The organism is Caulobacter sp. FG7 (assembly GCF_057808875.1).
The window spans coordinates 17,857-41,214 of sequence record NZ_JBMDIW010000026.1; the positions used below are offsets into that span (position 1 = coordinate 17,857).

The window sequence follows — 23,358 nt, forward strand, 5'->3', positions numbered from 1 at the left end:
CTGATCCACGGGGCCCCTTTCGTCTCGAATCCGAGGTTGACCCTAAGGTCAGCCTGGAGGTCAGCCGTTGGCGACCTTGCGCTGGTTATCGCGCGCCGACTTCAGCTTTTCGGCCACCAGGAAGGCCAGCTCCAAGGCCTGCTCGCCGTTCAGGCGCGGGTCGCAGTGGGTGTGATAACGGTCGGCGAGATCGGTCTCCGACACGGCGCGGGCGCCGCCCAGGCACTCGGTGACGTTCTGACCGGTCATCTCCAGGTGGACGCCGCCGGGGTGGACGCCTTCCGAGTGGGCCACTTCCACGAAGCTCTTCACTTCGCTGAGGATGCGGTCGAACGGACGGGTCTTGTAGCCGGTCGAGGCCTTCAGCGTGTTGCCATGCATCGGGTCGGTGGCCCAGACCACCGAGCGGCCGTCGGCCTTGGTGGCCTTCATCAGGCGCGGCAGACGGTCGGCGATCTTGTCCGAGCCGAAGCGGCCGTACAGCGTCAGGCGGCCCGGCTCGTTGTTGGGATTGAGCACGTCGATCAGGCGCAGGAGGTCGTCGCCCTCCATGGTCGGGCCGCACTTGAGGCCGATCGGGTTCTTCACGCCGCGCATGAACTCGATGTGGGCGCCGTCCAGTTGGCGGGTGCGCTCGCCGATCCACAGCAGGTGGGCGCTGGTGTCGTACCAGTCGCCCGAGGTGCTATCGACGCGGGTCATGGCTTCCTCGAAGCCGAGCAGCAGGGCCTCGTGGCTGGTGAAGAACTCAACGCGCTTCAGGTCGGGCTGGGTGTCGGGCGTCACGCCGACGGCCGACATGAAGGTCAGGGCCTCGGAGATCTTCTCCGAAAGCTCGCGGTAGCGCGCGCCCTGCGGGCTGTCGCCGACGAAGCCCAGGGTCCAGCGGTGGATGTTGTAGAGGTCGGCATAGCCGCCGCTGGCGAAGGCCCTCAGCAGGTTCAGGGTCGCGGCCGATTGACCGTAAGCCTTCAGCAGGCGGTCCGGGTCGGGAACGCGCTCAGCCTCGTTGAAGTCCATGCCGTTGATGATGTCGCCGCGATAGGACGGCAGGGTCGTCTCGCCGATCGTCTCGATCGGTTCGGAGCGCGGCTTGGCGAACTGACCGGCGATGCGGCCCACCTTCACCACCGGCTTGCCGCCGGCGAAGGTCAGCACCACCGCCATCTGCAGGATCAGACGGAAGGTGTCGCGGATGTTGTCGGCGTGGAATTCCTTGAAGCTCTCGGCGCAGTCGCCGCCCTGCAGCAGGAAGGCCCGGCCTTCGGCGACGTCGCCCAGAAGGCTCTTCAGCCGGCGCGCCTCGCCGGCGAACACCAGCGGCGGCATCTGGCGAAGCGTCTGCTCGACCCGCTCGACCGCACCCGCGTCCGGATAATCGGTCGGCACGTGCTTGGCGGGTTTGGCTCTCCAGGTCGCGGGGGTCCACCGGGCGGTCATGATGTTCTCGAAGGTTCTAAAAGGGAGCGCTCATAGCGCACCCTTTGGGCAAAAGCAAAAATCGTGCGGCGAATAGCCATATTCTAGCCGATCGGGGAAATTTCGACCAACTCGTCAGTGTATTCGCGGCTCGACAACCGCACTGCGACACAGGCGACGACGGCCAGGGCGCCCACGGCGATCCACCACTCCTGCCAGACGCCGAAGCTCAACGCGCCGATGACCAGATAGCTGGTGAGGGCTGCGCCGCTCATCGCCGCTCCGCTGCGATCGGTCCCGGCGGCGCGGGTGACGCCATGGGCGAGCCAGCAGAAGAAAGCGCCGGCAAGCGCAGCGCCCACCGCGCCGAGTTCAAGCCACAGCTGGAGCTGGGCGTTGTGGGTGTGCAGCGGAATGGCGTCGCCGAAGGTGCGGCTGGCGTCCAGACCCCAGCCCCGGAACGGATGGTCCTGTATGTGGTCGGCCGCGAAGGCCCAGATGTTCAGCCGGGCATCCCACGACGCCGGGACCAGGCCGTGCAGCCAACCCCAGAAGCCGGCCTGGATGGCCCACAGCACCGCGATCGGCGCGACCACGAACGGGAGGGCCACCGACAGGGTCAGCAGACGCCCCCCGGCCCTGCCCAGCCCCTTGACCAGCATCCACACAAAACCACCCGCGGCCAGGGCGACCAGGCATGAGTCCGCGCTCGCCAGCACCGAGGCCGTCAGCACGCCGGCCAGAAGCAGTACGACGGCCGCCTGCCTTCCCCGCCGCGCAAGCGCCGCCGCCGCCGGCCAGAACATCACGGCCATCACGTAGCAGCCGATGGAGATCTTGACCTTGGCCAGGTCGGGACGGATCGGATCACCGCTGAGCACGCGGAACTTCTGGAACATCGCCGCGCCGGTCAGCGCGTCCACGCCGACGAGCACGGCCAGGGCCAGCACGCCAAACCCCATCACCGTGGCGACACGATCGGCTCCGCGCGCCGACAGGCGCAAGGCCGCCGCAACCGCCGCACCGTAGAGGGCCAGCTGCAGGAACAGCTTCACCGCCGTGACCTTCTCGACGTCGCCATAGTCCTTGAGACTGCCGGGGGGCGGCGCGGCGGGGCTCCACGTCATGCTGACGGCCGCCCAGATCGCGAGCAGCAGCAGGATCAGGGCGGGTGCGGCCGGCGTCCGGGGCCGCCCCATCACCGGCAGGACCAGAAGGCCGGCCAGAGCCATCAGCGGCGCGAAGCCCAGCTGGGCGAGATAGCCCAGCAGGGGCGTCATCACGAAGACGAAGACCATGACCCCCGTCAGCCAGGGCGTCCCCTTCTCCGAACCGGTCAAGGCCGTGGTCATACGCCGCCCACCTCGGCCGGCACGTACTTCTCACGCATGGTCACCAGTTCCTCGGCCAGGGTCGGATGCACCGCGCAGGTGGAGTCCCACTGCGACTTGGTGACACCCATCTTCACGGCGATGGCGGCCATCTGGATGATCTCGGGCGCATCCGGGCCGACCACGTGGACGCCGACGACCTGCTCGTTGTCCTGGCGGACGACCAGCTTCATCAGGCAGCGCTCCTGGCCGCCATAGAAGGTCAGCTTCATCGGGCGGAAGACGGCGCGGTAGATGTCGACCTTGCCGAAGGCGTGGCGGGCTTCGGCCTCGCTCATGCCCACCGCCCCGATCGGCGGCTGCGAGAAGACGGCCGAAGCGACCAGATCGTGATCGAAGGTGGTCGGATTGCCGTAGAACTCGGTCTGGGCGAAGGCCGCGCCCTCGCGGATCGCCACCGGGGTCAGGTTGATGCGGTCGGTGACGTCGCCCACGGCCCAGATGCTGTCGACATTGGTCTTGGAGTGGGCGTCGACGGCGATCGCGCCCTTGTCGTCCAGCTTCACCCCGGCGTTCTCGAGGCCCAGGCCCTCGACATAGGGGTCGCGGCCGGTGGCGAACAGCACCACGTCGCTCTCGAAGGTCAGGTTGTTGTTGAAGGTGCTGACGAGGCCGGCGTCGGTCTTCTCGATCGACTTGTGCGAGCAGCCCAGCACGACCTTGATGCCGCGCTTCTCCATCTCGTCGGCGAGATGGGCGCGAACGTCGTCGTCGAAGCCGCGCAGGATATTGGAGCCGCGATAGCAGAGCGTGGTCTCGACGCCGAGCCCCGCATAGATGCCAGCGAACTCGACGGCGATGTAGCCGCCGCCGACCACCAGCACGCGCTTGGGCAGGGTCGGCAGATGGAAGGCCTCGTCCGAGGTGATGCCGTGCTCGGCGCCTTCGAACTCCGGACGCACCGGACGGCCGCCGGTGGCCACCAGGATGCGCTTGGCGGTGTAGCGACCGGCGTCGCCCTCGGAGCCTTCCTTGGGCAGCACCTCGACGGTATGGGCGTCAATGATGCGGGCCTTGCCGTGCAGCAGGTGCGCGCCGGCCTTGCGCAGGTTGGTGACGTAGATGCCCGACAGGCGCGCGATCTCGACGTCCTTGTCGTGCAGGAAGGTCTTCCAGTCGAAGCTGGCCTCGCCGATCGTCCAGCCATAGCCCTTGGCGGTCTTCAGCTGGCTGGAGACCTCGCTGGCGTAGACCATGAACTTCTTGGGCACGCAGCCGCGCACCACGCAGGTGCCACCGACCCGGTACTCCTCGGCCACGGCGACCTTGGCGCCCGACAGGGCCGCCAGCCGCGCGGCGCGCACGCCGCCCGAACCGGCGCCGATGACGAAGAGGTCGAAGTCGTACTCAGCCATCATCGGCTCCGGATCAAGGCGGACTGGAAACAGCGGGATCGGGATATGGGATCAAGGCAGAAGCTTGACCACCCCTTCGTCGGTCCCGATCAGGGCTTCGTCGGCCAGATCGAGGAACAGGCCGTGGTCGACCACGCCGGTGACGGCCTTGAGCGCCGCGGCCAGGGCGGCCGGCTCAGCGATCGCGCCCGAGGCCATGTCGTAGATCACATTGCCCCCGTCGGTGACGACGATGCCCCGGTCCGCCATGCGCAGACGCGGCGGCGGAAGATCGAACTCGGCAGCGATGTCGGCCAGGCGGCGCCCGGTATGGGGGTGACCGAAGCGCACAACCTCGATCGGCAGCGGGAACTTGCCCAGCACCTTCACGTGCTTGGCGGCGTCGGCGATGACCACGCAGCGCTTGGAGGCCTCCCAGACCAGCTTCTCGCGCAGCAGCGCCGCGCCGCCGCCCTTGATCAGGGAAAGGCCCGGGCCGATCTCGTCGGCGCCGTCGACGGTGAGGTCGATCGACATGACGTCGTCCAGCGTCGCCAGCGGAATGCCAAGCTCGCGGGCCAGGCTGGCGGTCGCTTCCGAGGTCGGCACGCCGCGGACGTCGAGCTTGCGGGCGGCCAGGGCCTTGACGAACCAAGCCGCGGTCGAACCGGTCCCCAGGCCCACGACCATGCCCGGCTCGACCAGCAGGGCGGCGGCTTCGCCCGAAGCCTTCTTCTGTGCGTCGGCGCTCATGCCTTCTTGTCCTTCTTGGCCTGTTTCAGGGCGCGGAACTTGGCCGCCCACCCGGTCTTGAGGGTCTGCGGCGCGCGGCTGAGCGCCAGGTCGCCGGCGGGAACGTCGGCGGTGATCACGGACCCCGATCCCGTCATCGCCCCGTCGCCGATCCGGACGGGCGCGACCAGGGCCGAGTTCGAGCCGATGAAGGCGCCAGCGCCGACATGGGTCTCGAACTTCTCGAAGCCGTCGTAGTTGCAGAAGATCGTGCCGGCGCCGATGTTGGCTTTCGGGCCCACCGAGCCGTCGCCCAGATAGGTCAGGTGGTTGGCCTTGGCGCCGGCGCCGACCTTGACCTTCTTGACCTCGACGAAGTTGCCGATGTGGGCCTCGGGACCGATCTCGGCGCCCGGGCGCAGGCGAGCATAGGGGCCAATCAAGGCGCCCTCGCCCACGGACGCGCCTTCCAGGTGGCTGAAAGCCTTGATCACCGCGCCCGATGCGACGCTGACGCCCGCGCCGAACACCACGAACTGCTCGACGGTGACGCCGGCGGCCACTTGAGTGTCCCACGACAGGTGGACGGTCTCGGGGGCAGGCATGGTCACGCCCTCGGTCATCAGGGCGGCGCGTCGGCCGACCTGCCAGACGGCCTCGGCGGCGGCCAGTTCGGCCTGGGAATTGACGCCCTGCACCGCGGCCTCAGGCGCGAAGGTGGCGCGGGTGGCCAGCTTGCGGTCGTGGGCGATGCCGACGATGTCGGTCAGGTAATACTCGCCCTTGGCGTTGTCGTTGCCGACGGCAGCCAGCAGGTCGAAGAGCTGGGCGCGATCGGCGGCCAGCACGCCCGAATTGCAGTGCTTGAGCGCCAGGACCGCCGGCTCGGCGTCCTTGGCCTCGACGATCCGCAGCAGCACGTGGCCCGGGGCCAGCACCAGGCGGCCATAGGCGCCTGGATCGGCGGCTTCGAAGCCCAGCACGGCGACGTCGGCGCCGGCGCCGCGCAGGTCGAACAGCGGGGCGATCACCGGCGCGGTCAGCAGCGGGCAGTCGGCATAGGTGACGACGACGTCGCCGTCGAAATCGGACAGGGCGTCCTTGGCGGCCAGCACGGCGTGGCCGGTGCCCAGCGGCGGATCCTGAATGACGGTGGCGTCGGCGCCCAGGCGCTTGCGCGCGTGCTCTCCGACCTGCGGGCTGTGGGCGCCGACAACGACCACGATACGCGAGCAGCCAAGCGCCTGCGCGGCGTCGATGGCGTGGTCGAGCATGGCCCGACCGCCGACCCGATGCAGCACCTTGGGCGTCGGCGACTTCATGCGTGTGCCCTGGCCGGCGGCCAGGATCACGGCGGCGCGGGGACGGCCCGTGTGATGAGCGGGGGCGATCTGCGTCATGATCGGCGCGACTCCGAAGCGAACCAAAGTTGCATTAGCCGCGCCTTTAGCCGAAAGGCCAGAGCATGTCTCTTCCGCACGCCCACGAAACCGTCCTTCGGGATACGACGATCGCCTTCGATCTCGACGGCACCCTGGTCGACACAGCGCCGGACCTGGTGGGCGCGCTGAACACCATCCTCGCCGAGGAGGGCCTGCCCGCCCTGCCCTTCGACGACGTGCGCAAGATGGTCGGACGCGGCGCCAAGGCGCTGCTGGAGCGAGGCTTCGCCGCCGCCGGCGCGCCGCTGGACGCCGAACGCGCGCCCCGGCTGGTCGAGCGCTTCATCGCCATCTATCTGGGCCGTATCGCCCACGAGAGCGCGCCGTTCGAGGGCGTGGTCGAGGTGCTCGCGGATCTGAAGGCCGCCGGCGCGCGCCTGGTGGTCTGCACCAACAAGCTGACCCACCTGTCGGTCGCTCTTCTGGACGCCGTCGACCTGACCCGATTCTTCGACGCCGTGGTCGGCGCCGACGACGCCCCCGCTCCCAAGCCAGACCCGCGCCACGTGCTGGCGGCCATTGCGGCGGTCGGCGGCGACCCGGCCCGCGCGGTCATGGTCGGCGACAGCATCAACGACGTCCTCAGCGCCAAGGCCGCCGGCGTTCCGGCGTTGCTGGTCTCGTTCGGCTACACCGAAGCCCCGGTCGAGACCCTCGGCGGAGATCTGTTGATAGATCGCTTTTCCGAGGTCCCGGAGGCCGCAATCTCGCTTTTGGCCTCTTGCGGCGCGGAAAAGAGCGGTCTATAGCCCCCTCCTCTCGCGGCGGGGACTTCTTCGGAAGGCTTGGCCGACAAGGCGGATGCTTAGCTCAGCGGGAGAGCACCTCGTTCACACCGAGGGGGTCGCAGGTTCAATCCCTGCAGCATCCACCACTCCTTCCCTTCTTTGCAATTCTCGTACAGTAGGTCGGCGGCCATGTGGGTTACCGAACACTTCTGGACATTCGCGACGGTCCTGCTTGGCCCGTTCGTGGGCAGCTTCATCGGGCTGCTGACCCTGCGCCTGCCCGCCGAGCGGCCGTGGGCGGCGTCGCGTTCGGCCTGCGACGGCTGCGGCCGCAAGCTGGGCCTGCCCGACCTGATCCCCGTGCTCAGCTTTCTGGCGCTGCGGGGGCGCTGCCGCAGCTGCGGCGCGCCGATTCCCCGTCGCTACCTGTTGCTGGAACTGGCGTGCCTGCTGATCGGCGCCTGGAGCGCGCTGGCGTTCGCCGGCCCTCTGGCGCTGGCGACGGCGGTCTTTGGCTGGTGGCTGCTGCTGCTGGCGGTAATCGACGGCGAGCATTTCTGGCTGCCCGACATGTTGACCCTACCGCTGGGCGCGACGGGCTTCGCCGTCTCGATCCTGGTGCTGCGAGAGCCGGTATGGACGCCGGTTCTGGGCGCGGCGATAGGCTTTGGATCGCTGTGGCTGCTGGCCTGGATCTACGAGCGGGTGCGCGGCCGCGAGGGCCTGGGCGGCGGCGACCCGCGCCTGCTGGGCGCCATCGGCGCCTGGACCGGCTGGACCGCCCTGCCCTCGGTGCTGGTCTGGGCTGGCCTGGCCGGAATCAGCGTCGCCCTGGCGCAGCTGATCCTTCGCCGCCGCGTGACGATGGACCAGCGGCTGCCGTTCGGGGTGTTCCTGGCTATAGGCGCCTGGCTGACCTGGCTGCTAGGGCCGCTTCACGGCTTTCTCGGCTGACAGCCGAGCCGACACTACGCGCCGAACGCCGGCCGCGTCCTTGACGAAGCCCTCCTCGAGCGCGGCCTGAACCAGCATCGGATCGGCCGTCGCCACCGCGACCTCGGCCTGAAGTCGACCGGCGCCATCGACGCGCAAGGTTATCGCCGCCCCGCCGCCGCCCGCCGGCGTCAGCCGCGCGACCCAGTCGCCGCCGAGGCAGGCCGGCGTTCCAGCGAAGGTCGCTCCGCCTAGCAAGGGATCCTGAGCGGCGCGGAAGCGGATCTGGCCACCGGCCCGTAGGCAGCGCCCATCACGGAAAACCGCCGCCACATCCCGGATCTCGATCCGCCCGGAAAGCGGATCTCCGTCCAGCGAGATCGGGCCGCTCAGGGCCTCGACACCCCTATCCCGGCCTGCGCGCAGAATGAAGGAGCGACCGGCCGCCTCGTCCTTGGCCCGCAGCCGCACGTCGCCGCCCAGCAGCGCAAATGGAGAGAGCCCTACGTCATAGGATCCCAGGCGCCGCCCCTGGGCGGTCGCCAGGTCCACGCGGCCGCGCCAGACCGTTCCCGACGCCCGGGTCGCCCGCAAAGCCTCGCCGTCGGCCAGTCGGCCGGTCAGCAGCGTGACAGGGGCCAGGGCGACGACAGCCGCAGCCGTCATACCGGCCAGTACGGCCATCATGATCCGGGTGTTCATCGGGCGGCCCTGGCGAAGGTGACCTCGGCCTCGACGAGGCCGCTGTCGAGGCGCGAGGCGGTAAAGCCCGCGACATCCAGGCCGGCCTCGCGCTCCAGCGACGCGGCCCATGGCAGCAGGGCGCGGGCGTCGATGGCGGTGATCCAGATGGTAAAGGCGCCGTCGCCCTCCTGGCGCTTGCGGGCGATCGGCACGCCCAGGCTCGCGGCGCTGGCTTCGACGATCGCCGCTACCGGACGGGAATCAGGCTTGGACGGCGCGGCGTGGCCAGAGGCCAGCTTCAACGCGGCGGACTGCTCGCGGGCCTCCTGCAGGCTATGGCGTACGTCGTCGCTCGCATCTTTCAGCGGCGCGACCACGCCGTAGAAGCCGCCGACGCCCAGGATGGCGGCGGCCATGACGCCCAGCATGATCCGCTCGCGCGGCGTGCGGCCGTCCCACGCCCGGCGCGCGGTTTCGAGGATCTGGCTCACGGCTTGCTCCGCACGATCAGGTCGCTGGTGACGCGCTGGCCTTCGGTGACCGTGCCCTGTTCGGCGACATCGAAGCCGCCAGCCTTCAGCGCTTCACGCAGCTGGTCCATGTCGGAATAGTTGGCGTAGGAGACCGACGAGCGGATCGCGCCGTCCTGGCCATGGACCAGGGTGTCCAGCCGCATGCCCGGCACCCCGCGCACGGCGGAAAGGTAGCCGGCGGCGAGCTCGCCGAAGCCCTGCCGACGCCCCGCCTGCAGCCGGCCGATAGCGTACTGGGCCGGATCGCCGTAGCGCGCCGATTGCGGAACGAGTTGAACCGCCAAGGCGGCGTTGCGCCGCTCGATCGCGCGCGCCTCCACGCCGTCCCTGGCGATCTGCGCCAGCATCAGGACGAGCGGCGAGATCACGACGATGGCCAAGAGCGCCGCCAATCGCCTCCAGTGCAGGACCGGTCCGCGCCGACGCAGCGCGAACTGGCCTTGCAGCAGGTTCACCGCTGGACGTTCGGCTCCCGCCAGCAGCCAGGCGTCCAGTTCGGACGCCGGGATGTAGCGGTGCGGCCGGTCGCCGATGACCGCCGAGGCCAGTTCGGGCTCGACGCCGAACGCCAGCCCTTCGCCCCGGACGCCCAGCCGCTCACCGAACGAGGCCAGGACCGTTCGCCCCTCGGCGTCCTGCGGCAACAGCAGGTAGTCGGGGGTCGCGCCAGTGACGGTCACCCCTCGCGCCTTGGCCGCCTCCAGGCCCGAGCGAAGCACCTCGCGATCGAGCCAAACGACGAGAACGCGCCCCTCCGCGTCGCGCTCGCCGACCGCCAGGTGCAGTCCTTCGGCGCCGGACGCCACCACCTCGCCGATCTGGAACCCCGCCGCAGCCCGCGCTTGGGCGGCGCTGCCGCCGGGCAGATCGAGCCAACGGGTGACGGCCTCGGCGCCAGGCAGGACGAGCAAGGCCTCGCCGCCGCCCTGCTCGCTGGGCAGCAGCTTGCGGCGCATCGGACCATGGGCGCCGGCCTCGACGATCTCGGGGGCTTCCTCGGGCGTTTCGGGAAGGAGCAGCAGACGGGTCATTCTTCCAGGGTCCAGCGCCGGGCGACGAGACGGACGCGGTTCGTCGGGCCGGCTTCGAAAAGCGAGGTCATGAAGGTTTGCCCGCCGGCAAGGCCGACGCGGCTTTCGAGCGAGAAGTAGCGGGTGCGAAAGCGGATCTGGTCGCGGACGCCGTCGACGGGCGCGGCGCCGGCCAGGGCCTGCTGGCCCCAGAAGGCCTCCAGGTCCGACCAGCCGCCGGCAGGCCGCGCGACGATCGCCCGATGAGCGCTCTCCGGCGACACCGCTCCCAGGCTGATCGCCGACAGCAGCATGGCCCGGCCTTCCGGCAAGGTGTTGACGTTGATCGGCGACAGGTCGGTGGTCGGCAGCGCGCAGACGTAAGGGCGCAGCATGGCGTAGACCTTGGCGTCGAAGCCGCGCACAGCGCGCAGCTCGCTGACCTCGGCCAGGGGCGCGCCGGCCGTGCGGTACGGCGCCTTGCGCCTCGCATAGCCGTCGTCCTCCAGCCCCGCCGGGCCGACGTCGTTGCTGTCGATCCACTGCGCCAGGCTTTCGGCGAGGTCGGGACCGTTGGGCATGCCCAACAGCGTCATGAGGCTGGACAGCTGGCGCACGCCCAGCTCGCGACGGCGAAAGGGCTCGCCCTGGTCGGCCTCGACCACGCTGTTGAGGTTCAAGCAGCCGGTGGCGTCGGCGACGCGCGCCTGGATCACGCCGCCCTCGATCGGAAACTCCAAGGCGCGACCGTTCCACTCGCCCTCCAGCGAGGTCTTGCCCGGATCTCGGGCCAGAAGCTGGTCGATGCGCGAGCGGGCCATCTGCTCGCCGCCGAGGGCGTACCAGCGCGCCTGACCGGCCACCTGGGCGTTGGACGACCGACGCAGGCCAAAGCGGATGTCCTCCAGCACGCCCACGGCGATGACGCCGATGACGGCCACCATCAGCAGCACCGTCAGCAGGGCCGCGCCTTCCTCGTGCCTGCGCTTCATCGCCCCTCCCCCGAGGTGAGGAACAACTGGTCGACGCGGCCGAGGTCGGCCAGCGTCATGTCCAGGCGCACGGCGGTCGGGATCTCGGTCTGCGGATTGCCCTTCCAGGTCGGCGTCCAGGCGCCGTTAAACAGGAAGGTCGATTGGATCTCCGCGACGTTGGTCAGCAGCACCTGCGGCGGGCCGAGGCGCGCGCCATCCAGCGCCGGGCGCGAGCGGCGCTCCAGGCGGCCCTCGACCAGGGCGTATTCCACATATTGCAGCGAGGCGCGGGGATCGACGTCGGGATTCTCCCAGCCGCGCCGGACGAAAGCCAGCAGCGGTCCGCCGCCGCCCCACGGATCGCCGCCGGCGAAGGCCGTCAGGGCCGGTCGCCCGTCCTCGCCGCGGGTGCGGCGGGCGGCGGCCTGCGAGAGGTCGGCCTTGAGGATGGCGCGGGCCCGCTGAAGCTCGGCATGGCGGTCGACCGTGACCCGCACCGCGCTCTGGTTGGCCAGGGTCGAGCCCATCACCGCCACGCCCGCCGCGCTGATCAGGGCGAAGATCAGCACCGCCACCAGCATCTCGACCAGGGTGAAGCCCTTCATCGCGCGCCCCGAAACAGCGAGGCCTGGACGAGCGGCGCGCGCGAGCGGGGCGCGGCCACGGCGATGTCGACGCGAACGACAGCGGGATCGGCGGTGCGGCTGACCTGGCGGGTCCAGGCCCATGGGCGTCCGCCGGCGGTCTCCAAGCCAGCGCTGCGGCCGATGGCGAGCGGGGTCGTGCTGGCCATGGCCTCGACCGCGCGGTTGTCGAGCACCACCTCGGCCAACACCCGGTCGGCCAGGCGGCCGCCCGCGCGGGTGTTCTCGCCCGCCAGGTTCAGCAGGGCCAGCACCGCCAGGCTGAAGATCGCCAGGGCGACCAGCAGCTCGATCAGCGTGAAGCCGGCTTCAGAACGGGCGCGGGTCATCGAGCGAGACGTTCCCTGCCAGATCGACGGCCACGGTGCGGCGCACCTCGCCGCGCGCGAAGGTGAATTCGGTGGGGTTGGCCAGCCCCGTGGGATCGAAGACCACCACGGCCTGCGGCGCGGCCGTGACCTGCGTGCCCTCCTCGAAGGCGCGGGCGCTGAACGGCGGCTCGTCCAACGGGCGCCAGTCGCGGCCTGAGCGCTGCTCGAAGCGATATCGACCATCGGCCGCCACGACACGGACCTGGCCGCCCCTGAACACCGCCTCGTCGCGGGCGCGCAGCAGGGTGGCGGCGAAACGCTCGGCCTCCTGCGGCAGGCCGAGCCGGCCGTCCGGCAGGGCCAGGACGACGGCGCTGGCCAGCAGGCCCATGATCACAAGCACGATCATGAGCTCAACGAGGGTGAAGCCCCCTCGCCTGCCGGCATTGCGCGGGATGTCAGCCCCAGTTGCCAATGTCGGCGTCCTTGCCTTCGCCGCCCTCGCGGCCGTCGGCGCCGAACGAGAAGACGTCGATCGCCCCGTGCTGGCCCGGCGAGCGGTACTGGTAGTCGTTGCCCCAGGGGTCCTTGGGCAGGCGGCGCACATAGCCGCCCTCGCGGTAGCGATCGGGCTGGGCCAGGCTGGCCGGCGGCGTCACCAGGGCCGCAAGGCCGTCCTCGGTGCGCGGGAAGGCGAAGGTGTCGAGGCGGTAGCCCTCGAGCGCCTGCTCCAGCACCGCCACGTCGGCGCGGGCCTTTTCCTTCATGGCTTTGTCCTGGCTGGGCAGGACATTGATGGCCACGACGGTGGCCAGGAGCCCCAGGATGACGATGACCACCATCATCTCCACCAGGGTGAAGCCGGCTTCGCGGGCGAGGCGGCGGGTCTTGTCAGGGGCGCGCATGGTCTTGGCCTCCTAGTTCATGGCCAGGGTGTTGATCTGCAGGATGGGCAGCAGGATCGAGAGGACGATGGTGGCCACCACGCCGCCCAGAACGACGATGATCGCCGGCTCAAGCAGGCTCAGCAGGGTGGCGGTGAAGGTGTCGAACTCGCGCTCGAGATACTCGGCGGCGCGGGTCAGCATGACGTCGACACGGCCGCTGCTCTCGCCGCTGGCGGTCATGTAGACCAGCACCGGCGGAAAGACCCCGGTACGGCGCATGGCGGTCGACAGCGAACCGCCCTCGCGGATCCCGGCGATCATCGCGTCCATGCCGCCGCGCAGGGCGGCGTTGCGGACCGTGCCGGCCGTCAGGATCAGGCCCTCCAGCATCGGCAGGCCGCTGGCGATCATCGTTGACAGGGTACGGGCCAGCCGCGCAGCGTGGACGTTGCGGATCAGCTGGCCGACGAACGGCAGGCGCAGGAAGAAGCTGTCGGCGCGCAGCTTGAAGGCCGGGTTGCGCAGGGCCCGCCAGTAGACGAAGGCCAGCCCCACGACCACCAGCACCAGCAACCAGCCGAAGTGCTGGAGAAGGTCGGACAGGCCGATGACGATGCGGGTCAGCAGCGGCAGGGTCTGGCCCATGCTGTCGAACTGCTCGACCACCTTGGGAATGACGAAGACCATCAGCACGGTGACGACCAGGCAAGCCACCAGGGCCAGCACGGCTGGATAGACCAGGGCCGTCGTGATCTTGGCGGAGACCTTCTGCTGCTGGTCCAGCAGGTCGGCCAGGCGATCGAGGATGGTCGGCAGCGCGCCCGAGGCCTCGCCGGCGGCGACCATGGCCCGATAGAGCGGCGGAAAGGCCCCGGCCGGCCGGGCCAGGGCGTCCGACAGGCGATAGCCCTCCAGCACCGCTGCGTGCACCTGCTCGACCACCCGCTTGAGCTTGGGACGGTCAGCCTGCAGCGCGATGGTGCGCAGGGCTTCTTCCAGGGTCGAGACAGCCACCAGCGTGGCCAGCTGCCGCGTGAACAGCGATCGGTCGCGTCCGCCCAGGCGGTCGCCGAACAGCCCCTGCCCACTCTTCGCCGCGATTGGCGCGTGGGGCGAAACCTTCACCGGCGCCAGGCGGCGGCGCTCCAGCAGCGTGCGGGCGTCGCCCTCGTCGGCGGCCTTGATCCGTCCCGAGCGCGTGGCTCCAGCCAGGTCGAGGGCGATGTAGTCAAAGCTCGCCATCGCGCGCCCCCGCCCCGGTGATGCGCAACACCTCCTCGACCGTAGTCAGGCCTTCGAGCACGTAGCGGCGGGCTTCGTCCTTCAGCGCGACCTCGACGCCGGCGGCGGCGATCGCGTCCTCGGCGGCGTTCTGGCCGATCAGGCGGCGCACGGCGTCATCGACGCGCAGAGCCTCGTAGACGCCGATCCGGCCCTGGAAGCCGGTATGGCCGCACTCGGCGCATCCGACAGGACGCCGCAGCGGCGTCCCGGCGGGTACGTCGACCAGGACCGCGGCGGCGGCATCGGCGGGCTCCTCCACCGCGCAGACACGGCACAGGCGGCGCACCAGCCGCTGGGCGATGATCAGGCGCATGGTCGAGGCCAGCAGGAACGGCTCCACCCCCATGTCGCGCAGGCGGACCACGGCGCCGGCGGCGTCGTTGGTGTGCACGGTCGACAGCACCAGGTGCCCCGTCAGGCTGGCCTGGACGGCGATCTGGGCGGTCTCGGCGTCGCGGATCTCGCCGACCATCACCACGTCCGGGTCCTGGCGCAGGATGGCGCGCAGGCCGGCGGCGAAGGTCATGCCGACCTTGGTGTTGACCTGGGTCTGGCCCACGCCATGGACAGCGTACTCGACCGGGTCCTCGATGGTCAGGATGTTGCGGCTCTTGTCGTTCAGCAGGCCAAGGCCGGCATAGAGCGTGGTGGTCTTGCCCGAGCCGGTGGGGCCAGTGACCAGCACGATGCCGTTGGGCTCGCGCAGCGCCGCCTCCAGCGCCGCCAGCATGCGCGGCGACATGCCCAGATCCGCCAGGCCCAGCCCCGCCTGCTCCTTGTCGAGGATGCGCATCACCACCCGCTCGCCCATGCGGGACGGCAGGGTCGAGACGCGGACGTCCAGGCTTTTGCCGCCCAGGGCCAGTGAAATCCGGCCGTCCTGGGGGATGCGCTTCTCGGCGATATCGAGCTTGGCCATCACCTTGACCCGCGAGACCAGCATGGCGGCGATGCGCGGCGACAGGCTGAGGATCTCGCGCAGCACCCCGTCGACCCGCAGACGGACGATCAGCGCCTGCTCGTAGGGCTCCACGTGGATGTCGGACGCGCCCGAGCGCACGGCCTCGGCGATCAGACCGTTGATCAGGCGGATCACCGGGGCGTCGTCCTGCGGGTCCAGCAGGTCGGCGGCGGTGGGCATGTCCTCGAGCAGATGGCCGAGCGCGCCGTCGAAGTCGTCGCCCGAAGCCGAGGCCAGACCGGCGCCCGCATAGACCTCTGAGAACTTGCGGTCGAAGGCGGCGGTGGCGAGCATCTGCAGCTTCAGGGGCGCGCCCAGCGCCCGTCTCGCCTCGATCAGGGCCAGGGAATCAAAGCCCTCGCGCAGGCCGATGGTCGCCTCGCCGTCCAGCGACAGCAGGACGAGGCCGTGGCGCTTGGCGAAGGCGTAGTCGAGCGCGGTCATTGCGGCTGGGCCTGGGGCGGAGCCGGCAGGGCCGCGGGCGACGTGCTCTGGAAGTCGCGGATCACCGCGTCCAGCGAGCTGTCGCCCTCGGGCGTCGTCAGGGCGCTTTCGCGACGCATGCGGTCCAGGCGCGGCCCGGTGACGGCGCGGGCGTCGTCCACCGTCTTGATGATCCGAGGACGGATGAAGACCATCAGATTGGTCTTGCCGCGCTCGCGGGCGGTGCTGCGGAAGAGGCCGCCGATCCCCGGCAGATTTCCGAGACCGGGCACCTTCTGCACCGACGACGTCTCGGTCTGGTCCAGCAGGCCGCCCAGTACGACGATGTCGCCGTCGTCGACGAGGGCCGTGGTCTCGATCTCGCGCTTGTTGATGACGAGCTCGCTGGAGCCGACGCTGACCGGACCGGCCACGGCCGAAACTTCCTGGCGCAGGAACAAGGTGATGCCGCCGCCGGCGTTGATCTGCGGCTTCACTTCCAGCTGCACGCCGACGTTCTGGCGCTGGATGGTGCGGAACGGGTTGGAGTTGGCGTCGCCCAGCACCTCGCCGGTGGTGATCGGCACTTCCTGGCCGACCAGGATGCGGGCCTCCTCGTTGTCGAGGGTCATGATCGACGGCGTCGACAGGAGGTTGGAGCCGCTGTCCTTCTTGACCGCGTTGATGATCGCGCCGAACAGCACGTCTCCGCTGCGGCCGGCCACGCCGCCGGTCACGCCAGAGGCGTTGAGCAGCGAGTTGATCCCCGCCTGGCGCATCGAGGTCACGGCCTCGGAATCGCCCTCCTTGGGATCGCCCGCCGCGATCGCACCGGCCAGCGGCAGCAAGCTCGGCGAGGCGTTGGTGTAGTTCGTGGCCATGAACGGGATGGTTCCGTTCGTTCCGCCCAGCAGCAGCTGCACGCCCAGTTGCTTGGCCGCGTCGTCGGAGACCTCGACGACGATGGCCTCGACCAGAACCTGCTCTCGGCGCACGTCCAGCTGGCGGATCACCTCGGCCAGGGTGCGCTGCAGCTCGGGCGGGGCGTTGATGATCAGGGCGTTGGCGCCGGGATAGCGGGCGACGTTGGCGCGGGCACTTCCCGGTCCAGCCGAAACGGTCGAGGCCGCGGCGGGGGTCGCATTGACCGATCCCGTCGCGCCGCCGGCCGTACGGCCGGCGCTGGGCGTGACGGCCGAAGGCGACTGGCCCACCAGTTGCTGCAGCACCGGCAGCATCTGCTCGGCATTGGCGTGGCGCAGGAAAACCACCCGTACGTCGTCGCTGGACTCCGCGCGGCGATCGAGGTCGGCGATCAGCGGCAAGAGCTTCTGGACGGCGTCGGGATCGCCGCGCAGCAACACCGAGTTGCTGCTCTCGACGGCCACGACGGTGACCGCGCCCCTGCCCGCCTTGCCGTCGGCGCCCGGCCCGGCGATCAGGTCGTTGATGACCTGGGCGATCTCCCGCGCCGAGCTGTTGGTCAGGGTCACGGTGTGGACAGCCGCGCGGTCCTGGTCGACCTGCGCCAGCAGGGCCCGGATGCGACGGACGTTGTCGGCGTAGTCGGCCACGACCACCGCCCCGCCCCGGGCGTTGGCCACGACCTGCCCCTGCGGCCCGACCAGGGGCTTGAGCATGTCGGCCGCCGTCGCCGCATCCAGCGTCCGCAGGCGGAAGACCTCGGTGGCGAACTGCCCGCCGGCCGTGGCGGGCTGGCGGGCGGCGTTCTCCGACGGCTCGATGCGGTAGACGCCGCCGCCGGCCGGGGTGGCCACCAGGTTGTTGGCCCGCAGCGTGGCCAGGAACAGCTCGAACAGTTCGCGACGGTTAAGCGATCCGTTGCTGGTCACCGACACCGTGCCCTTGACCCGCGGGTCGACGACGAAGGTGGTGTTGGTGGTCTTGCCCACGTCCTGGATGAAGGCGCGGATGTCGGCGTCCTGAACGTTCAGCACCTGGGTCTGGGCGAGCGCGGGACCGGCCGACGGCAAGGCCAGCGCGATCGAGGCGGCCGCGGCGAGAATGCGCAGCGTTGGGGCCTTGGTCATGGACGTTCCGGAAACGAGAGGGTCATGCGGGCGCCGCCCCGCGAAAGTTCGACGTGGTCGGCGGCGACGGACGCGAGGGTGACGCCGTCGGCGATGGTCTCGCCCACGGCGTAGGACTTCTGGACGCCGTCGGGGCCAGCGATGATCGCCGAGCCGCCGCCGTCGGTCTGGCGCACGCCAAACAGCCGGAAGCCCTCGACGCTGGCCGCGCCTCCGACGCGCGAAGACGCCCCGGCCGAGCCGAAGGCGTCGAAGGTGGCGAGGATCCTGGGATCGACCGCTCTCTGGACCGGCGCGGCCTTGACGGCCACCGGCGGCGCAGGCGCGGCGACGACCCAGACCAGCCGCGCGGCCTGGACCGCCAGGACGAGCAGCACCATGAGTTCGAGGGCGACGAACGCCCTGCCCCCATGGATCCGGAATGTTTCGGTCAGCTTTGCGAGCATCGGGATCGGCTTGGTGCTTCAAGGGCGACGAGCGCTCCCCGCCCGCCAGGGCGAAGAGCGCCGTCGATCGGCCGCGGTCGGTCCTGGCGAGACCTAGAACCGCGTGGAGAGCGAGACCGAGAAGGTCTGACCCAGGTCATAGGTGTTGGCGTCCACCCGGCCGCCGCCCAGCACCTGGTACTCCTCGAAGTCTTCGCCGAGCAGGTTGCGGGCCTTGAAGGTGAACTCCAGCTCGCGGTCCCGGACGTCGAAGGCCTTGCGGTAGGTGAAGTCGACCGTCACGCCCGGCTCCTGCACGAGATCGGGCTGGTCGGGCCGGCCGCGGGCCGAGATCCGCTTGCTGACATAGGTAGCCAGGATCGTCGCCTGCGAGCGGTTCTCCTCGTCCTCCCAGCCGAACTGGATGTTGGCCAGATGCCTGGAGAGGCCCTGAAGCTGGCTGCCGTCCTTGACGTAGTCGAGCGCGCGGCGCGGCGCGCCGGCCCCGGCCAGCGGGTACACGACGTCGTCCTCGCCCACCTTCACCTGCGAGTCCGAGAAGGTGTAGTTGGCGCCGACCAGCCAGCGCTTGCTGCCGAAGAACGCACCTTCGAACGGGCTGTCGAACAGCTTCTTGAAGTCCAGCTCGAAGCCGTAGAGCGAGGCCTTAGGCGCGTTGACATAGGTCTGGACGATCGTCGAGCCCTGCTCGCTGACCACCGACTCCACCGGACGATCCAGGTCTTTGTAGAACAGGCCGCCCGACAGGTACTGGTTGGCGGCGAAGTACCATTCGACGCGGGCGTCCAGGTTCAGGAGCTCGGTGTCCGTCAGGTACGGGTTGCCGATGAACAGGCGATCGGTGTCGGGGTCGAAGTATTGCTGCGGCGCCAGTTCGCGGAACTGCGGCCGGGCGATGGTCTTCGAGGCGCCCAGGCGCAGCTGCATGTCCTCGGCGAAATTGTAGGTCAGGGTCGCGGCCGGCAGGACATAGGTCTCTTCCAGCGCGGTCGGCGTGGCCGAGGAGCCGCCGAACAGGTCGACGACCTGCACGGTCTGCGTGGCGTCCTCGACCCGCAGGCCGAACGAGGTGCGCAGGCGCGGCAGGAACTCCGCATCCACCTGCACGTAGCCGGCGTGAACCTTGAGGCCGGCCTCGTAGGCCGCGGCGCCGTCGCCGCCGGTGATCTCGGTGAACGTCAGGTAGCCCTGGGCCAGGTTGTAGTCCGACAGCAGGAAGTCGACCCGCTCGCGCTGGATGGCCAGCGGGATGGCGCCGCCCTGGTAGCGGAAATCGCGGCGCTCGGCGTCGCGCTCGTTGTCGAGATAGGCGTAGCCGCCGCTGAACTTGGCGTCGCGACCGCTGCTCAGCGGCAGAGTGTAGCCCACGTCGAAACCGGCGCTGGCCATGGTGTCGTCCAGCGTGCTGAAGCTCGTCGAGTTCTGCTCCTGCGAGGCGGAGTGGTAGTAGACCCCGTTCTCCAGGCGATAGCGGATGAACTTCTCGTACGGCGCGTCGCGCTCGGACTTGGCGTAGGAGCCGCGCCAGTCGAAGTTCCAGGCGCCGAACTCGTGCTTGCCCGACAGCTGGGTGTCGTAGAGGTTCCGCTCGAACCACTCGGTGTAGGAGTCCAGCACTTCCTGGCCGGCGGCGTAGTCTTCGCCGGCGCGCTGGCGGGCCGACTTGGTGGTGTTGTGGACGTAGAGGTTGGTCCAGCGCACCTGGTGGTCGCCCCACTCCAGGCCCAGGCCAACCAGGCCGTTCACGGTGACGTTGTTGCTGGTGTTGTTGAAGTTGTAGCTGGTGCGCGGCTCCAGCACGCCGTTCTGCTCGAGACCCTGCTGCTGGATGCCTTCGCGCGAGCGCCAGCTGTTCTCGAAACCGCCGATGGCGACGACGCCCAGGCGCGCGCCCGAGGGCAGTTCGAACGAGCGGCCAGCGCTGACGTCGGCCGAGAAGTTGCCGGGGATCTTGTTCTTGGTCTGGATCAGGTTCAGCGGCGCGTTGACCAGGCTGGAACCGATGCGGACCAACTGAGCGGTCGTGAAGTTGCTGGAGTTGATGCGCTTGCCGGTGGCCAGCGCCTCGCGAAGCTCCGGCGGCTTCTTGCGCGTGCCGTCGTCGTAGCCGAGGAAGTCGGTGTCCGAACCGTAGTAGGTCAGGCCCTTGTTCAGAGTGGTCTCGGTGTTGCCGCCGCCGCCGATCTCGACCTCGAAGAAGGCATCGTCGGGAATGGCTACGGTCTGCAGGTCGATGACGCCGCCGCCGAACTCACCCGGATAGTTCGGCGAGAAGCTCTTCTGCACCGTGGCGCCGGCCAGGATGGCCGAGGGGAAGAGATCGAGCGGCACGACGCGCTGAAGCGGCTCGGGGCTGGGCAACGGCGAACCGTTCAGCAGGGCCGACGAATAACGCTCGCCAAGGCCCCGCACATAGACGAAGCGACCCGACACCAGGCTCAGACCGCTGACCCGCGTCAGGGCTTCGGCGGCGGTACTGTCGCCGGCGCGCTTGAGGTCTTCCTGCGTCAGGAAGCTGGCGACCTCCGAGGTCGTGCGCATCGGTTCGGGAATGTTGCGCCCCAGGACCAGGACTTCCTCGACGGCGACGGGCGCGTCTTCGGGGTCGAGCGCCGCGAACTGGCGCGGCGCGGGGGTTTCGGCTGCGCCCGGCTGCGGCTGGGCGGCGGGGGTCGTCTGCGCCATGGCGATCTGCGGCGCGACCAGCGCCGACGTCGCGAGCAGGAGGCCGCTCAGGGGCCGGAACAGCATGTTCATCGGAGGAACCTTGGAATTGTCGGGCGTCGGGAAGCGGGGGCGGCGCACGGCCGCCCCCAACCGGATCAGCAGGTCGAGCCGCTGGTCAGGCCGCAGGTCCAGCCCTGCCACCAGGTGTCGTTGCCGTCCTTGACCGCCCCGATGTAGCCGGGGTTCACCAGGAAGCTGCTGAGGCTGGTGATGTTGGCGTAGGGCGTGCGGGCCGCTTCGTTGGCGCCGTTGATGAAGGTGCCCGTCAGCGTCGAGGTGTGGCTCGACGTGTTGTTGGTGCCGGCGTTGAACAGCGCCGCGACGGCCGTGGCGTCGACATTGGTGTCGTTGGTGAACGGCGTGGCGCAGGCCAGGGCCACCGAGTGGAAGGCGACCTGGGTGGTGGCGTCGTCGATGTCGACGCAGCCGGCGGTGGCGGCGGTCATCTGCACGACCGTGTTGACCCAGACGTTGTTGGTCGAGGTGTTGGCCACCAGCAGGTCGTTGCCCGAGCCGCCGCGACCGATGACGGTCCAGTTGGCGAACTTGGGGTTCGAGCGCGGCGCGGTGCCGGCGCTGCTGGTTTCGAAGGCGCGGTTACCACCGTTGGCGCGCTGGACGATGATGCCGAACTGCAGGGCGCCGTTGTAGCCGGTGTCGGTGTCGATGCTGTCGTCGTCGTTGCCGGTCAGGACCAGGTACTTGCCGTTGACGTTGCCGCCGAAGAACTCGATGCCGTCGTCGCTGCTGTTGTGCACCTGGATGTGGTCGAAGGTGGTGCCCGAACCGACGCCGGCCAGGGTGATGCCGTTCAGCTCGTTGTTGGCGACGATGACGAAGCCCGAATGCTGGACGCGCAGGTAGCGCATGACGCCGCTGTTATCCTGCAGGCCGCTGCCGCCGTAGAAGGCGTTGGTGCCTTCGACCTGGGCCTCGCAGCCGGCCGTGCCCGGCGTGGCGCCGGCGCCCGAGCAGTTGCTGATCGGCGCGCGGCCCAGGATGACGAGACCGCCCCACTGGCCGATCGAGTCGACCCCGGTCTGACCTTCGATGCTCTGCTTGCTGGTGAAGACGATCGGGTTGGTCGCGGTGCCTTCGGCGAAGATTTGCGAGCCGCGGTTGACGACGATGTAGTCGAGACCGGCCGAGCCGAAGACCTTCACGCCGGCTTCGACGGTCAGTACGCCGCGAGAACGCCCGGCGATCGGCGCGTTCGGGTCGCCGCCCTGGTCCTGGCCGACGTCGACGCGGCCGCTGACCGAGTAGACGGTGCCGGCGCGCAGCGGCACGACGAGGTTGCCGGTGACCAGCTGCGGCAGCTGGCAGTTGCGCAGCGTGCCGTTGGCGACGGTGCCGACATTGGCGAAGCCGGTGGGGCAGTCGGCGGCCGGCGTGCCGGGAGGCGGCGTGGTGGGATTGGTCGGGTTCGAACCGCCGCCGTTGCCAAAGCCGCCTTCGCCCGGAGACGCGACACCGTCGGCGCCGCCGCAGCCCGCAAGCGCCAAGGAGGCGCTCAGCGCGAGCGCGATCAAGCTAACGTTTCCAACGCGGTTCATGACGGTTCTCCATTGGCGCAGCCGCAAAAGGGCGGCGAAGACCCCCGGTCCCCACCAATGGAAAAAGCCTCGCCCTTCCCGCCCTGGATCGGCGGGCTACAGAGCCGCGAAGACAGTTAGCCCAAAGTTTTGTGACACATTTTCTGAGCAATAATTTGATACAAAGCCGTAATGACGAGAATCCGAAAAGTCGTCTTATGTCTAAAATTGAGCGAACCATGCTCTTTTCTTCAAACACTCGAACGGCGCGAAAATCATCACGCCGATCGACATTGAAGCGTTCGCAAGATGACTCACTTCGGCTTCCAATTGCCGGATGAACTCGCTGAACAGTTCGACACCTACGCGGCGACTCGCGGCGGAAGGTCTGCCGTGTTGCGCGCTCTGGTGGCTCAGTGCCTGTCCGACGAGGAAGGCTGGCAGCGCCCGTCCCCGCCCGAACCGGTCGGTCACGCGCAAGCGAGTTCCGTGCCCCTCCTGCTGACCCGGGACGACCGCCTGCGGCTGAATGAGGAATGTCAGGTCACAGGCATGACGCGCGGCCAATGGCTGGCGGCCTGCGTCCGGCACCGGCTGCATGGCACCCGCCACTTCGGCCAGGTCGATCGCGACCGCATCGCGAGGATCGCCCGCGAGATGCGCGAGATGAAGTCCAGCCTGCATCGCTACGCCAGCGCAATGCAGCGCACGCCCCGCGACATCGCGATCGTCGAGAAGCACCAGGGACTGATCGGCCATCTGTCCGACCAAATAGAGCGCGGCCTGCGGGCCATCGAAGGCGCCTTCCGGGGCAACGACCACTATTGGAGCGGCAAGCCTGCCGACACCCGCCCGGAAGAACGCCGCATCGCCCCCGCCGCGTCGGCGGCGGAGGCGTCGCTCTGAGGT

The 23,358-nt window shown here is 69.5% G+C and carries 22 protein-coding genes and 1 tRNA gene; 4 read left to right on the top strand and 19 right to left on the bottom strand.

Annotation, left to right across the window (positions count from 1 at the left end; translation table 11 throughout):
* Window positions 1-60: 60 nt before the first annotated feature.
* The 5 genes from ACODR1_RS19245 to glmU form a co-directional block, all read right to left on the bottom strand.
* A complete protein-coding gene (locus tag ACODR1_RS19245; RefSeq protein WP_488881891.1) occupies window positions 61-1,440 on the bottom strand; it encodes a class II 3-deoxy-7-phosphoheptulonate synthase in 1,380 nt (459 codons plus the stop codon).
* A gap of 83 nt (window positions 1,441-1,523) precedes the next feature.
* On the bottom strand, window positions 1,524-2,771 hold the full coding sequence (locus ACODR1_RS19250) for an O-antigen ligase family protein (protein ID WP_488881892.1): 1,248 nt from the start codon (window positions 2,769-2,771) through the stop codon (window positions 1,524-1,526).
* A complete protein-coding gene (gene gor / locus ACODR1_RS19255) occupies window positions 2,768-4,165 on the bottom strand; it encodes a glutathione-disulfide reductase (RefSeq protein ID WP_488881893.1) in 1,398 nt (465 codons plus the stop codon). The genes ACODR1_RS19250 and gor overlap by 4 nt, the downstream gene beginning before the upstream one ends.
* Window positions 4,166-4,216: 51 nt before the next feature.
* Window positions 4,217-4,897 carry a ribose-5-phosphate isomerase RpiA gene (gene rpiA / locus ACODR1_RS19260; protein ID WP_101716202.1) on the bottom strand — a complete coding sequence of 227 codons (681 nt, stop codon included), beginning with the start codon at window positions 4,895-4,897 and terminating at the stop codon, window positions 4,217-4,219.
* Window positions 4,894-6,276 (bottom strand): bifunctional UDP-N-acetylglucosamine diphosphorylase/glucosamine-1-phosphate N-acetyltransferase GlmU, encoded by a 1,383-nt coding sequence (glmU, locus tag ACODR1_RS19265; RefSeq protein WP_488881894.1) that lies wholly within the window; start codon window positions 6,274-6,276, stop codon window positions 4,894-4,896. Before glmU ends, rpiA begins: the two co-directional genes overlap by 4 nt.
* Before the next feature lie 65 nt (window positions 6,277-6,341).
* On the opposite strand from glmU, the gene gph reads away from it, so the two are divergent.
* The 3 genes from gph (at window position 6,342) to ACODR1_RS19280 (ending at window position 8,000) form a co-directional block, all read left to right on the top strand.
* A complete protein-coding gene (gph, locus tag ACODR1_RS19270) occupies window positions 6,342-7,067 on the top strand; it encodes a phosphoglycolate phosphatase (RefSeq protein ID WP_116487216.1) in 726 nt (241 codons plus the stop codon).
* Window positions 7,068-7,117: 50 nt separating this feature from the next.
* A tRNA-Val gene (locus ACODR1_RS19275) sits at window positions 7,118-7,192 on the top strand.
* Window positions 7,193-7,235: 43 nt separating this feature from the next.
* Window positions 7,236-8,000, top strand: a complete 765-nt coding sequence (locus ACODR1_RS19280; RefSeq protein WP_488881895.1) for a prepilin peptidase — start codon at window positions 7,236-7,238, stop codon at window positions 7,998-8,000.
* On the opposite strand, the gene gspN is transcribed toward ACODR1_RS19280, so the two are convergent.
* From gspN to ACODR1_RS19350, 14 genes are all read right to left on the bottom strand, one after another.
* Window positions 7,971-8,681 carry a type II secretion system protein N gene (gspN, locus tag ACODR1_RS19285; RefSeq protein ID WP_488881896.1) on the bottom strand — a complete coding sequence of 237 codons (711 nt, stop codon included), beginning with the start codon at window positions 8,679-8,681 and terminating at the stop codon, window positions 7,971-7,973. The two genes, ACODR1_RS19280 and gspN, sit on opposite strands and share 30 nt — an antisense overlap.
* Complete coding sequence (locus ACODR1_RS19290) at window positions 8,678-9,154, bottom strand: type II secretion system protein M (RefSeq protein WP_488881897.1); 477 nt, start codon at window positions 9,152-9,154, stop codon at window positions 8,678-8,680. Before ACODR1_RS19290 ends, gspN begins: the two co-directional genes overlap by 4 nt.
* A complete protein-coding gene (gspL, locus tag ACODR1_RS19295; RefSeq protein ID WP_488881898.1) occupies window positions 9,151-10,227 on the bottom strand; it encodes a type II secretion system protein GspL in 1,077 nt (358 codons plus the stop codon). Before gspL ends, ACODR1_RS19290 begins: the two co-directional genes overlap by 4 nt.
* Complete coding sequence (gene gspK, locus ACODR1_RS19300) at window positions 10,224-11,198, bottom strand: type II secretion system minor pseudopilin GspK (protein ID WP_488881899.1); 975 nt, start codon at window positions 11,196-11,198, stop codon at window positions 10,224-10,226. The genes gspL and gspK overlap by 4 nt, the downstream gene beginning before the upstream one ends.
* Window positions 11,195-11,785: a type II secretion system minor pseudopilin GspJ gene (gene gspJ, locus ACODR1_RS19305; RefSeq protein WP_488881900.1), complete on the bottom strand. Its 591-nt coding sequence runs from the start codon at window positions 11,783-11,785 to the stop codon at window positions 11,195-11,197. Before gspJ ends, gspK begins: the two co-directional genes overlap by 4 nt.
* Window positions 11,782-12,153, bottom strand: coding sequence for a type II secretion system minor pseudopilin GspI (gspI, locus tag ACODR1_RS19310; protein ID WP_488881901.1), 372 nt, complete (start codon window positions 12,151-12,153; stop codon window positions 11,782-11,784). Before gspI ends, gspJ begins: the two co-directional genes overlap by 4 nt.
* Window positions 12,134-12,610, bottom strand: coding sequence for a GspH/FimT family pseudopilin (locus ACODR1_RS19315; protein ID WP_488881902.1), 477 nt, complete (start codon window positions 12,608-12,610; stop codon window positions 12,134-12,136). Before ACODR1_RS19315 ends, gspI begins: the two co-directional genes overlap by 20 nt.
* The gene (gene gspG, locus ACODR1_RS19320; protein WP_488881903.1) at window positions 12,594-13,040 is read right to left on the bottom strand and encodes a type II secretion system major pseudopilin GspG; all 447 of its coding nucleotides are present in this window, start codon (window positions 13,038-13,040) and stop codon (window positions 12,594-12,596) included. The genes ACODR1_RS19315 and gspG overlap by 17 nt, the downstream gene beginning before the upstream one ends.
* A gap of 12 nt (window positions 13,041-13,052) precedes the next feature.
* A complete protein-coding gene (gene gspF / locus ACODR1_RS19325) occupies window positions 13,053-14,264 on the bottom strand; it encodes a type II secretion system inner membrane protein GspF (RefSeq protein ID WP_488881904.1) in 1,212 nt (403 codons plus the stop codon).
* Entirely contained in the window at window positions 14,251-15,711 is a 1,461-nt protein-coding gene (gene gspE, locus ACODR1_RS19330) for a type II secretion system ATPase GspE (RefSeq protein ID WP_488881905.1), read from the bottom strand. The genes gspF and gspE overlap by 14 nt, the downstream gene beginning before the upstream one ends.
* Entirely contained in the window at window positions 15,708-17,741 is a 2,034-nt protein-coding gene (gene gspD / locus ACODR1_RS19335) for a type II secretion system secretin GspD (RefSeq protein ID WP_488881906.1), read from the bottom strand. Before gspD ends, gspE begins: the two co-directional genes overlap by 4 nt.
* Window positions 17,738-18,121, bottom strand: a complete 384-nt coding sequence (locus tag ACODR1_RS19340) for a type II secretion system protein N (RefSeq protein ID WP_488881907.1) — start codon at window positions 18,119-18,121, stop codon at window positions 17,738-17,740. Before ACODR1_RS19340 ends, gspD begins: the two co-directional genes overlap by 4 nt.
* Before the next feature lie 159 nt (window positions 18,122-18,280).
* A complete protein-coding gene (locus ACODR1_RS19345) occupies window positions 18,281-21,055 on the bottom strand; it encodes a TonB-dependent receptor domain-containing protein (protein ID WP_488881908.1) in 2,775 nt (924 codons plus the stop codon).
* Entirely contained in the window at window positions 21,010-22,446 is a 1,437-nt protein-coding gene (locus ACODR1_RS19350; RefSeq protein ID WP_488881909.1) for a hypothetical protein, read from the bottom strand. Before ACODR1_RS19350 ends, ACODR1_RS19345 begins: the two co-directional genes overlap by 46 nt.
* Before the next feature lie 312 nt (window positions 22,447-22,758).
* On the opposite strand from ACODR1_RS19350, the gene ACODR1_RS19355 reads away from it, so the two are divergent.
* A complete protein-coding gene (locus ACODR1_RS19355; protein WP_488881910.1) occupies window positions 22,759-23,355 on the top strand; it encodes a hypothetical protein in 597 nt (198 codons plus the stop codon).
* Window positions 23,356-23,358: the final 3 nt, after the last annotated feature.